A 12,025-nucleotide genomic window follows, 5' to 3' on the forward strand; every position below is an offset into this window, starting at 1 on the left:
GGTGGTTGCGGTGGTGTCGCGAGTCTTCCTGGTGGACGACCACGAGGTGGTCCGCGTCGGGATCAGGGAGCTGCTCAGCGCCTCCCCCGACCTGGAGGTCGTCGGCGAGGCCTCCTCGGTGACCGAGGCGCTCACGATGGTTCCCGCCACCAACCCCGACGTGGCCGTGCTCGACGTGCGGCTGCCCGACGGCAACGGCATCGAGCTGTGCCGTGAGCTGCGCTCACGCCTGCCGGAGTTGAACGTCCTGATGCTCACGTCGTTCACCGACGACGAGGCGTTGTTCGACGCGATCATGGCCGGCGCGTCAGGTTTTGTGCTCAAGCGCATCCTCGGCACCGATCTGACGGCCGCGGTGAAGACCGTCGCGGCAGGACAGTCTCTTCTGGATGCTCGCTCGACCGCCGCGCTGCTCAACCGCATCCGCCGCGAGCGTGAGCAGGGTGACCCGGTCCGCGCGCTCACCGAGCAGGAGCGGACCGTGTTCGACTACATCGGCGACGGGCTGACGAACCGGCAGATCGCGGAGAAGATGTTCCTCGCGGAGAAGACCGTGAAGAACTACGTCTCGCACCTGCTCGCCAAGCTCGGACTCGAACGCCGTACCCAGGCCGCCGTGCTGGCGTCCCAGCTGCGCAAGCCCACCCACGACAACGAGACCGGCTGAGCGGTCAGTCCAGCGGGACCCGCCACGTGACTCGGGTGCCACCACCGGGCTCTTCACCAACCGTGAGGGCGCCGTTGAACTGAGCTGCGCGCTGTTCGAGGTTGCGCAGACCGCTGCGGGCGACCTCCGGCGGCATGCCCAAGCCGTTGTCCACCATGGTGATGATCAACGCGTCGCCCGCCTCGACGGTGAGCGTCAGCTCCGTCGCGTGCGCGTGTCGGAGCGCGTTGGTGACGGTCTCGCGCACGACCGCCTCGGCGTGCTCGCCGATGTAGTCGGGCACCAGGCTGTCGATGGTGCCCGACATCCGGATCGCCGGGCTCAGCTCGGCGCCCTCGGTGATCTCCGCGACGATGTTGAGCAGCCTGCGCCGCAGCCCGGTGTCCCCGGAGTCCGCCTGCAGGTCGAAGATCGACGTGCGGATCTCCAGCACGGTCTGGTCGAGCTGGTTGACCGCCTTCTGCACCCTGCGCTTGGCCTCCGGGTGGTTCACCCAGGTCAAGGCACCCTGCAGGCTCATCCCGGTGGCGAACAGCCGCTGGATCACGTGGTCGTGCAGGTCACGGGCGATCCGGTCACGGTCCTCCAGCACATCGACCAGACGCTTGGCGCTCTGATTCTCCGCGAACTCGATCGCCACGACCGCCTGGTCCGCGAACGACGCCAGCAACGGCATCAGATCCGCACCGAACGCCGGCGCGTCCTTGTCCCGAACCGCGACCAGAACACCGGTCACCGTGGTTCCGGCGCGCAGCGGCAGCACCACCGCGGCGCCGGTCTGAGCAGGCAGATCGCCGAGCTGGCCGTCCACGTCCTCGACCAGTGCCGGCGCGGCCGTCTCCAGCACCTGCGCGAGCACCGGAGCGTCGGCGACGAAGCTGTCCGGCGCAGCCCCGTTTCCCGCCCAAGCCGCCTTGCGCAGTTCCTTGTCATCGCGCAGCAGCACCGCGGCCCAGGAGGCCGATGCCAGCTCAACGGCCCGCTGGGCGATCAGCCGCAGCGCGTCCTCGGCGCTCGCGCCCGCCAGCAACTGGGCGTTGATCTCCGCGGTCGCCTCCAGCCACCGCTCACGCGTCCGCGAGCGTTCGAACAGGCGGGCGTTCTCCACGGCAACGCCGGCCGCCGCGGCCAGCGCCTCCAGGACGACCTCGTCGTCGGCGGTGAAATCGCCGCCGCCGACCTTCTCGGTCATGTAGAGGTTGCCGAACACCTCATCACGCACACGGACAGGTGCGCCGAGGAAGCTGTGCATCGGCGGGTGGTTGGGCGGGAAGCCGACCGACGCGGCGTGCTCGGACAGATCGTGCAGCCGGATCGCCCTCGGATCCTTGATCAGCAGACCGAGCAGGCCCTTGCCCTCCGGCAGGTGCCCCATGCGTGCGCGGGTCTCCGGGTCGATGCCGACGTAGACGAACTGCGAGAGGTTGTGCCGCGAGCCGAGCACGCCCAACGCGCCGTAACGGGCGCCCACGAGCTCCACGGCAGCCTGAACGATGCGCTGCAGCGTCGAGTCCAGCTCCAAGCCGGCCCCGACCGCGAGGACGGCGTCGAGCAGGCTCTGCATCTTGTCCCTGGTCGACCCGATCTCGGCCAGCCGGTCGCGCATCTCGTCGAGCAACTCGTCCAGCCGCAACCCACCGAGCAGGCTGCGGGACGGCCTCTCCTCTGGACCTCCCATCGATCAAGCTTTTCACGCGCTCCCGGCGACGCCAAGCGGTCCCTGTCAGGTCGGGACCTTCGACAGTGGGTCCACCCGAGGGCGTCGCGGACAGTGGAGCAACAACACGATCGAACAAGCAACACGATGGGGTGAAGAACATGGCTCAGGTCACGGTGGCGCTGGGGCTCGGACCAGAACAGATCGAGGACGCGCTCACGACCGCGTCCCTCGCGCCGTCCGTGCACAACGCCCAGCCCTGGCGGTTCCGCCTCCAGCGAGACCGCATCGAACTGCACGCGGACTCGAGCCGCAGGCTCGCCGCGACCGACCCGGAGGACCGGGAGCTCCGCCTGTCCTGTGGCGCGGCGCTGTTCAACCTGCGACTGGCGCTGGAGGCAGCGGGAGTACGACCGCTGGTGTCGATGCTGCCCGGACACGACGCTCCGGGCGCACTCGCGGTCGTCCGGCGCGGCGGCACGATCAAGATCAGTGACGAGAACCGGGCCCTGCTCAACGCCGTTCCTCATCGCCGCACGAACCGCCGACCGTTCCTGGAGGCGCCCGTCGACCCTCAGCAGCGGCACGCGCTGGTCCGGGCGGCCGAGCTGGAACGCTCCTGGCTGCACGTCATCACGACCCCGGAGGACCGCGCCCAGCTCAAGCGGTTCGTCCAGCACGCACACGAGATCCAGCTCGGTGACGAAGGCGTGCAGGCCGAGCTCGCCGCGTTCACCGGCCACCGGCCCGGCGCATCCGACGGTGTGCCGCCCGCGTCCGCCGGTGTGCGCCCGGAGATGCAGGACGAATGGGCGTTCCGCGACTTCCAGGGCCCGGAACGCCACCCCGGCAAGAACTACGAGTCCGACCCGCTCATCGTGGTCCTCTGCTCCCACTACGACGGACCGCTCGGCGAACTGCAGGCAGGACAGGCGATGCAACGCGTCCTGCTCACCGCGACCACCCGCGGGCTGTCCGCGTCGTTCCTGTCCCAGCCGGTCGAGGTGCACCGGGTTCGCGAGGACCTGCGCCGGGCGTTGGGCGGCATGCTCGTCCCGCAGACCGTGCTGCGGCTGGGATTCAGCACACCGGTCCCGCCCACGCCTCGGCGGCCTGTCGCCGACCTGCTGGTGAATTCCGACGAGCACGCGCCCTGCTAGCGGTTCCTTGAGCGGCTAGCAGGGCGCATGCCTCAGATCAGCGCCATCGGACTGTCCACGAACACGGGCAGTTCGGACGCGGTCGCGGTGGCAGCAGCACTCGATGCGCGAATCTACCGAGGTCACCGACCACCACGGCGGTGCGGCCGTTCAACGTCAGGTGTGCCCACGCGAAGCCGGGGATGTGCCCTGCGCGGCCGAACTCCTGCGGCGACAGGGCCTGAAGAGCCGGTACCGAAGGGACCTCAGGCCCGGTCCACGCGGTCCCCCAGCACTGTTGCGTGATCGATCAGGACGGCAGCGTGAGAGGTACCAAATCCGAGTGAGGAGCGCGAGATGTCGAACGCGGACCTGTCGCTGGTCGACGCGTACTGGCGAGCCGCCAACTACCTGTCGGCAGGCCAGATCTACCTGATGGACAACCCGCTGCTGACCGAACCGCTCGCACCCGAGCACATCAAGCCGCGCCTGCTGGGCCACTGGGGCACCACACCGGGGCTCAACTTCATCTACGCCCACCTCAACCGCGTGATCCGCGACCGCGACCTGGACGTGCTCTTCGTGACCGGTCCCGGTCACGGCGGTCCCGCGTTGCTGGCGAACACGTGGCTGGAGGGCACCTACAGCGAGACCTACCCGGACGTGCCGCGCGACGGGGACGGCATGCGCAGGCTGTTCCGGCAGTTCTCCTTCCCCGGCGGCGTGCCGAGCCACGTCGCGCCCGAGGTACCCGGCTCGATCCACGAGGGCGGCGAACTGGGGTACTCGCTGGCGCACGCGTTCGGCGCCGCGTTCGACAACCCCGGCCTGATCGTGGCGTGCGTGGTCGGCGACGGCGAGGCCGAGACCGGTCCGCTCGCGACCAGCTGGCACGCCGGCAAGTTCCTCAACCCGCAGCGGGACGGGGCGGTGCTGCCGATCCTGCACCTCAACGGCTACAAGATCGCCAACCCGAGCTTGCTGGCGCGCATCCCGCACGACGAGCTCGACGCGTTGTTGCGCGGCTACGGCTACGCACCGCGCTACGTGGAAGGCGACGAGCCTGACGCCATGCACGCCACGATGGCGAACGTACTCGACGAGGTCATCGACGAGATCCACCGGATCAAGGGCACGACCGAGCGGCCCACCTGGCCGATGATCGTGCTGCGCAGCCCGAAGGGCTGGACCGGTCCGTCCGAAGTGGACGGCAAGCCGGTGGAGGGCACGTGGCGAGCACACCAGGTGCCGCTGGCCGGCGTGCGGGACAACCCCTCGCACCTGCGGCAGCTGGAGTCCTGGCTGCGCGGCTACCGACCCGACGAACTGTTCGACGCAGACGGCACGCCGCGCCCGGAGCTCGCCGCACTCGTGCCGGACGGTCCCCACCGGATGGGCGCGACACCGCACGCCAACGGCGGATTGCTGTTGCGCGAGCTGAAGATGCCCGGCATCCGCGCGCACGCCACCGAGGTCGTCAAGCACGGCACCACGCACTCCGAACCGACCAGAGTGCTCGGCCGCATGCTGCGCGACGTCATCACGCTCAACGCCGACGCACGCTCGTTCCGGATCTTCGGCCCCGACGAGACGGCGTCCAACCGGCTCGACGCCGTCTACGACGTGACCGGAAAGCAGTGGCAGGCCGAGACCTTGTCCGTCGATGAGCACCTGGTGCCCGACGGCCGTGTCGTGGAGGTGCTGTCGGAGCACCTGTGCCAGGGCATGCTGGAGGGCTACCTGCTGACCGGGCGGCACGGGTTGTTCAACTGCTACGAGGCGTTCATCCACATCGTCGACTCGATGTTCAACCAGCACGCCAAGTGGCTCAAGACGCACAAGAAGCTGGCGTGGCGCCGGCCCGTCGCGTCGCTGAACTACCTGCTCAGCTCCCACGTGTGGCGCCAGGACCACAACGGTTTCTCCCACCAGGACCCCGGCTTCATCGACCACGTGATGAACAAGAAGGCCGAGGTCGTCCGCGTCTACCTGCCGCCGGACACCAACACCCTGCTCTCGGTCGCGGATCATTGCCTGCGCAGCAAGGACTACGTCAACGTCATCGTGGCCGGCAAGAACGAGACGCCCGACTGGCTCGACGTCGACGAGGCCGTCCTGCACTGCACGCGCGGTGCGGGCATCTGGGAGTGGGCGAGCAATGACGAGGACGAACCCGACGTCGTGCTGGCGTGTGCCGGCGACGCCCCCACTGTGGAAGTGCTCGCCGCGACGAAGCTCCTGCGCGAGCACCTGCCGTCGTTGCGGGTGCGGGTGGTGAACGTGGTGGACCTGATGCGGCTGCAGCCGGACACCGAGCACCCGCACGGCATGCCGGACCGCGAGTTCGACGCGCTGTTCACCACCGACAAGCCGGTGATCTTCGCCTACCACGGCTACCCGTGGCTGATCCACCGCCTGACCTACCGCCGCGCCAACCACCACAACCTCCACGTCCGCGGCTACAAAGAAGAAGGCACGACCACCACGCCGTTCGACATGCTCGTGCTCAACGACATGGACCGCTACCGGCTGGTGATCGACATCGTCGACCGCGTCCCCGGACTCGGCCCGAAAGCGGCCCGGCTGCGCCAGCACATGCAGGATCAACGCGCCCGCCACCACGCCTGGATCCGCGAGCACGGCGAGGACCTGCCCGAGGTCCGCGACTGGACCTGGCAATGAACGTGCTCGTGGTGAACGCGGGCTCGTCCAGCCTGAAGCTCCGCGTCCTCGGCGAGGAAGACGCAGTCCTCGCCGACACCACCATCGAACGGTGGTCCGGCGGCGACGAAACCGGTCCGCTGGAGGATTTCCTTCGTGACACACCATCCGTGGGCGCGGTCGGGCACCGCGTCGTGCACGGCGGCCCCGAGTTCACCACGGCCACCACGATCGACGACGAGGTGCGCGCCAGGATCGAGGCCCTCACCGGGCTGGCGCCACTGCACCAGCCCCGCGCCCTCGCCGGCATCGACGCGGCACGCCGACTGCTGCCCGGCCTGCCCCAGATCGCGTGCTTCGACACCGCCTTCCACACCACGATGCCTGCCGCTGCCACGACCTACGCCGTGCCCGCCGCGTGGCGCCGCAAGTGGGACCTGCGCAGGTACGGGTTCCACGGCCTGTCACACGCCTATGCGTCCCGACGAGCGGCTGAGCTCGCGGGCAAGCACGGCGCTCGCGTGGTGAGCTGTCATCTTGGTTCCGGGGCGTCGCTCGCTGCTGTCGCCGACGGACGTTCGGTCGACACGACGATGGGCTTCACCCCGTTGGCCGGTCTGGTGATGGCCACTCGCAGCGGCGATGTCGACCCCGGCCTGCTGGTCTGGCTACAACGCGCCGGACTGACGCTGGACGAACTCGAAGACGGCCTGGAACACCGCTCAGGGCTCGCCGGCCTGTCCGAGGTCGGCGGCGACCTGCGCGACGTGCGCAAGGCCGCGGAGGACGGCGATGAGCACGCGATCCTCGCGCTCCAGGTGTACGTGCACCGGCTGCGTCAGGGCATCGCCGCGATGGCCGCGTCGATGGGTGGCATCGACGTGCTCGTGTTCACCGGCGGTGTCGGCGAGCACGACGCCGCGTTGCGCGCGGACACCATCGCTGGGCTTGCCTTCCTCGGCATCGGCCCGAGCAGTCCGGATGTCGCGGTCCTGGTCGTCGAGGCACGAGAAGACGTTGAGATCGCGGGCCAGTGCCGAGCGCTCTTGAACGAAACGGGCTAGAGAGGGATGACTGTCGTGGGAGCGAGGTGGACGTTCGGGGTCCGAGTGGCTTCGTCCGTCCCTGTGGAACTGAACCCAACGGCTCAGACGCGATGAGGACGTTGGTCTCTCAACGTCAGACGGCTCAGCGGGCAACGTTGAAGCATGACAACCGTTCTGGCCGCACGCGATCTCTGGCAGTCGTGGTTCCGCTGGACGACGGCCGGCGAGTTCGCCGGCTTCCTCGCACCGGCACTCATAGGCGCAGTCACCTCGTCACCGCAGCTGCTCGTCCTCGCAGGAATGGTCGAGGGCGCCATACTCGGTGCGGCGCAAGCCGTGGTGCTACGCCGTGTGGACCGCACCCTGAACGGCCGCGGCTGGATCGGCGCCACCGCCTTGGCAGCGGCCTTCGCATGGGCGGTCGCGATGCTCGCGGTGCACAACGGCGACCGGTTGAACACTCTCCCGCTCGGCGCCGTGCTGCCCATCGCCGCGGTGGCGGGAATCGCGGTGCTTCTGTCACTGGGAACCGCGCAGTGGTTCGTCCTGCGCAACCACTTTCCCAGCGCTCACCTGTGGATCTGGGCCAACGCCCTCGCATGGGGAGCCGGCCTGCTGATGTTCACCGCCGTCACCACGCCCCTGTGGCAGCCAGGCCAGCCACCAGAACTCATCGCACTCGTCGGAGCCCTCGGCGGCCTGCTGATGGCAGCCACCATGGCGGCGGTCACCGGCGCAGCCCTGACCCGGCTCATGAGGAGGAAATGACGTGGTTGAAGCACTCGGTGCGCTGACACGTGCAGCGGGCCGGACGCCACCTCCGATGATCGACCGGACAAGTGCCGACGACGTGGTGTCCCTTGCCTCGGGCATGCAGGTCGGCGCAGTAGTCGTGGTGGAGCGGGACCCTGGCGACGTCGAATCCTTGCTCGCAGAACGCATCCGGACCGTTCCGCGGTTGCGCCGACGCCTGATGCCGACACCGTTCGGATGTGGCCGCCCCATCTGGGTCGACGACCCCGGCTTCGACCTCACCAACCACGTGGGCAGGGTGGTCTGCCCAGCTCCAGGTGACGAGGCGGCATTGCTGGACATCGCCTCCTCGCTGGTGATCCGCCCGTTGCCCCGCTCGGCGCCACTCTGGTCCGCGACGCTGGTCACCGGGCTGACCGAGAACAGGGCGGCGGTGATCCTGGTGTTCCACCACGTGTTGTCCGACGGCATCGGCGGCCTCGCCGTGCTGGCGAACCTGGTCGACGGGGCACCTCACACCGAGACCACGCCCTTTCCCGCTCCCGCGCCTTCCCGCCGTGAACTCCTGAAGGACGCCTGGACGGCCCGGCTGAAGTTCCGGGGGCGGGTCTCGTTCCCCGGGTTGCGGTGGCCGTCGCGAGGTGCGCGCTGCTCCCTGAACCAACCGACCGGTCCACGACGGCGACAGACCATGGCACGGGCCGGCGTTTCCCGGTTGCACGCCGCCGCACACCGCTGCGGGGGCACGGTCAACGATGCCCTCCTCACCGCCGTCATGGGCGCATTGGGCACGGTGCTGACCAAGCGCGGCGACCACGTTGACGAACTGGTCGTCTCGATTCCCGTCTCCACGCGCCGATCGACCACAGCCGCTCACCTCGGCAACAGCACCGGCGTCATGCCCGTCGCACTGCCGACCGGCGGCGACCCCTGGTCACGTCTGACACGCATCGCCGCCATCACCCGCGCGCACAAGAAGTCGGTCACATCGGCCACGCCGATCTTCCGGGCGCTGAACGTGCTCGGGATCGCGAACTGGTTCATGAACCACCAACGGATGGTGCACACCGTCGTGACCAACGTGCACGGCCCTGATCACCCCTTGCGCTTCGGAGATGCACCAGTCGTCGACCTCATCCCGTTGTCCGCCACCACCGGCAACGTGACGGTGGCGTTCGCGGCCTTGTCGTACGCCGACGCGTTCACCATCACCGTCGTCGCCGATCCCGATCACGTGCCCGACCTGCTCGTGCTCACCGAGGCGCTGCAGGCCGAACTCGAATTTGTCGAAGGACACGAGGAAGCCACTGCTCCACGGCAGGGACCAAGGTCCTGAAGCGCAGGCGACGTTCCTACCTGCCCCCACCTGGTCCCGGTTGCGCAAACTCGAGGTGCGGCCGCGTCACCGCGTTGTCGATTCCGTCCAGGGACATTCCCGAGGAGCTACTTGTGCTTTCCGCTGCTTCAGCTGCCGTAGTGCGCGCGACCCTGCCTGTGGTCCGCGACCACGCCGCCGAGATCACCGCCGAGTTCTACCCGTCGATGTTCGCCGCGCACCCGGAGCTGCTGAACCTGTTCAACCAGGGCAACCAGGCCAGCGGCAAGCAACAGATCGCACTCGCCGCCGCGGTCGTCGCCTACGCCCAGCACCTGCTCGACGGGACACCGTTCGGCCCGATCGCCGAACGCATCGCGCACAAGCACGTTTCGCTCGGCGTGCGGCCCGACCAGTACCCGATCGTCGGCAAGCACCTCATCGGCGCCGTGGCCACCGTCCTCGGCGACGCCGTCACACCCGAGATCGCCGCGGCCTGGGACGAGGTCTACTGGCTGTTCGCGGTGTCGCTGATCGCGGCCGAGGCACGTCTGTTCCAGACGGCGGGCGTCACCCCCGACACGCTGTGGCGGCCCTGGCGCGTCGCGAAGCGCGACGAGGAGGCGGTCGACACGGTGTCGTTCACGCTGCTGCCCGACGACGGCGGCCCGGTGCCGTCGTTCGAACCGGGGCAGTACGTGTCGGTGGCGGTCGACCTGCCGGACGGGCACCGGCAGCCGCGCCAGTACTCGCTGTCGCAGGCACCTGGGCGAGACGAGCTGCGCATCACCGTGCGACGCGTTCGCGGTGTGGACGGGGCCCCGGACGGTGCGGTGTCGAACTTCCTGCACGACCACGTGCGGGCCGACGACACCCTGCTCGTCGGCCCGCCGGCCGGTGAGGTCACCCTCGAACCCGGTGACCGGCCTGTCGTGCTGATCAGCGCGGGCATCGGAATCACGCCGATGTTGTCCATGCTCGACCACATCTCCGCCGAGCAGCCCGAACGCACGGTCATCGCCGCGCATGCCGAAATCTCGCCGGAACGGCACGCGCACCGCGAGGAGTACGCCCGCCTCGCCGGCTTCCAGCAGCTGACCTGGCACGAGAACGGCGACGAGGGCGGACAAGCCGGTCGCATCGACGTGAACGCGATCCCGTTGCCCGCCAACGCTGTCGTCTACCTGTGCGGGCCGATCGCCTTCATGCGCGACGTGCGCGCCGGACTCCTCCGTCGTGGCGTGCACGCCGACGACATCAAGTACGAGGTGTTCGGCCCCGGCATGCTCGAGAACTGAGCACCGAGACCCACCTGCTGAGCGGGCGCGCTTCCCAGATCGGGAAGCGCGCCCGCTCGTTCGTGCTCGATCAGCGCACGAGGGCCTCGCCGGACAGGGACGTTGGTCCCGTCCGGCTTTGGGCCGACGCCCCTGAGATGACGATCGTGAGTGGCCGACGCTGAACGCGGGCCTTCCTGACCGGCGGGCCGGACACGGACCACGGAAACGAAGAGCTGAGATCCGATGACTACACGACACCAGATCGACGACCGGACAGTCGCGACCGAACAGTCGGAACCGTCGAAGCCGAAACCCGGAAGACGGACGTTGATGCTGGGCTTGGCGACGGCCGGGTTCGCGATCAACTTCTGGGCGTGGGCGCTGTTGAGCCCGCTCGGCCCTCTGTTCAAGGACTCGCTGGGACTGTCGGCTTTCCAGCAGGCACTGCTGGTCGCCGTTCCGGTGGTGGTCGGCTCGCTCGGGCGAATTCCGGTCGGGGCGCTCACGGACCGCTTCGGCGGCCGCGCGATGTTCCCGGCGATCTCGCTGATCACGATCGTGCCGGTGCTGTTCCTCGGTCTGGTCGGGCACGGATCGCTGGCGGCTCTGCTGGTCGGTGGGTTCTTCCTGGGGCTGGGCGGCACGGCGTTCGCCGTCGGCGTGCCGTTCGTCAACGCCTGGTTCCCGCCCCAGCGCCGGGGCCTGGCGATCGGGATCTTCGGCGCGGGCATGGGCGGCACCGCGATCAGCGCGCTGACCACCGTTCGCCTCGTCGGTTCCGGTGGGGTGGCGACGCCGTTCATCGTCACCGCCGTCGTGTTGGCGGTTTACGCGGTCGTGGCGGCGTTGTTGCTGCGGGACGCTCCTGATCGGACGGTGCCGACCGAGTCGGTGACGCGCCGTCTGCTGGACACCGTCCGGCTTCCGGTGGCCTCGCAGGCGTCACTGCTGTACGCGGTGGCGTTCGGCGGTTACGTCGCGTTCTCGGTCTATCTTCCCGCCTACCTGAAGACCGCCTACGGACTCACCCAGGCCGACGCGGCGAACCGGATGGCCGGGTTCGTGCTGCTCGCGGTGTTGATGCGCCCGGTCGGCGGCTGGTTGTCCGACCGCGTCGGGCCGGTGCGAGTGCTGACCGTCGCGTTCGGCGTCGTGACCGCGGGAGCAACGGTGCAGGCGTTCACCCCGGCGTTGATTCCGCTGGGCACGATCGCGTTCCTGTCGATGGCGGCGGCGCTCGGCGCGGGCAGCGGCGCGGTGTTCGCGCTCGTCGCTCTGCTCGCACCAGCGACCAAGGTCGGTTCGGTCACCGGTGTGGTCGGCGCAGCGGGCGGCCTCGGCGGGTTCGTGCCGCCGTTGGTCATGGGCACGCTCTACGGCGCGTTCGACTCCTATGCGCTCGGACTTGCGGCCCTTGCCGTGGTCGCCGCGGGCACGCTCGCGTTCACCGTCACCGTCGTGCAGCGCTCCCTGCGCTCCGAAGAACTCATGACGAAGCTGTAAGGAG

9 protein-coding genes are annotated in these 12,025 nt (G+C 69.1%); 8 read left to right on the forward strand and 1 reads right to left on the reverse strand.

The features are described from left to right. Positions 1 to 10: 10 nt before the first annotated feature. Positions 11 to 667 (forward strand): response regulator transcription factor, encoded by a 657-nt coding sequence (locus G7043_RS26175; RefSeq protein ID WP_313888073.1) that lies wholly within the window; start codon positions 11 to 13, stop codon positions 665 to 667. A gap of 4 nt (positions 668 to 671) precedes the next feature. Here G7043_RS26175 and G7043_RS26180 read toward each other — a convergent pair whose 3' ends face one another. Continuing rightward, positions 672 to 2,345 (reverse strand): sensor histidine kinase, encoded by a 1,674-nt coding sequence (locus tag G7043_RS26180; RefSeq protein ID WP_166049839.1) that lies wholly within the window; start codon positions 2,343 to 2,345, stop codon positions 672 to 674. Positions 2,346 to 2,485: 140 nt separating this feature from the next. Between G7043_RS26180 and G7043_RS26185 the strand changes: the two genes are divergently transcribed. From G7043_RS26185 to G7043_RS26215, 7 genes are all read left to right on the forward strand, one after another. Next, the gene (locus G7043_RS26185; protein ID WP_166049840.1) at positions 2,486 to 3,484 is read left to right on the forward strand and encodes an Acg family FMN-binding oxidoreductase; all 999 of its coding nucleotides are present in this window, start codon (positions 2,486 to 2,488) and stop codon (positions 3,482 to 3,484) included. A gap of 336 nt (positions 3,485 to 3,820) precedes the next feature. Next, positions 3,821 to 6,145, forward strand: a complete 2,325-nt coding sequence (locus G7043_RS26190) for a phosphoketolase family protein (RefSeq protein WP_166049842.1) — start codon at positions 3,821 to 3,823, stop codon at positions 6,143 to 6,145. Further along, on the forward strand, positions 6,142 to 7,188 hold the full coding sequence (locus G7043_RS26195) for an acetate/propionate family kinase (RefSeq protein ID WP_166049844.1): 1,047 nt from the start codon (positions 6,142 to 6,144) through the stop codon (positions 7,186 to 7,188). The genes G7043_RS26190 and G7043_RS26195 overlap by 4 nt, the downstream gene beginning before the upstream one ends. Before the next feature lie 144 nt (positions 7,189 to 7,332). Then, on the forward strand, positions 7,333 to 7,938 hold the full coding sequence (locus tag G7043_RS26200; RefSeq protein ID WP_166049846.1) for a hypothetical protein: 606 nt from the start codon (positions 7,333 to 7,335) through the stop codon (positions 7,936 to 7,938). Between the two features lie 55 nt (positions 7,939 to 7,993). Then, complete coding sequence (locus G7043_RS26205) at positions 7,994 to 9,259, forward strand: wax ester/triacylglycerol synthase domain-containing protein (protein WP_166049848.1); 1,266 nt, start codon at positions 7,994 to 7,996, stop codon at positions 9,257 to 9,259. 113 nt (positions 9,260 to 9,372) lie between these two features. After that, on the forward strand, positions 9,373 to 10,536 hold the full coding sequence (locus G7043_RS26210; RefSeq protein WP_166049850.1) for a globin domain-containing protein: 1,164 nt from the start codon (positions 9,373 to 9,375) through the stop codon (positions 10,534 to 10,536). Positions 10,537 to 10,848: 312 nt separating this feature from the next. Next, positions 10,849 to 12,021, forward strand: a complete 1,173-nt coding sequence (locus tag G7043_RS26215) for an MFS transporter (protein ID WP_207311779.1) — start codon at positions 10,849 to 10,851, stop codon at positions 12,019 to 12,021. The last annotated feature ends 4 nt before the right edge of the window (positions 12,022 to 12,025 follow it).

Source organism: Lentzea alba, assembly GCF_011067745.1.
Taxonomy (GTDB): Bacteria; Actinomycetota; Actinomycetes; order Mycobacteriales; family Pseudonocardiaceae; genus Lentzea; species Lentzea alba.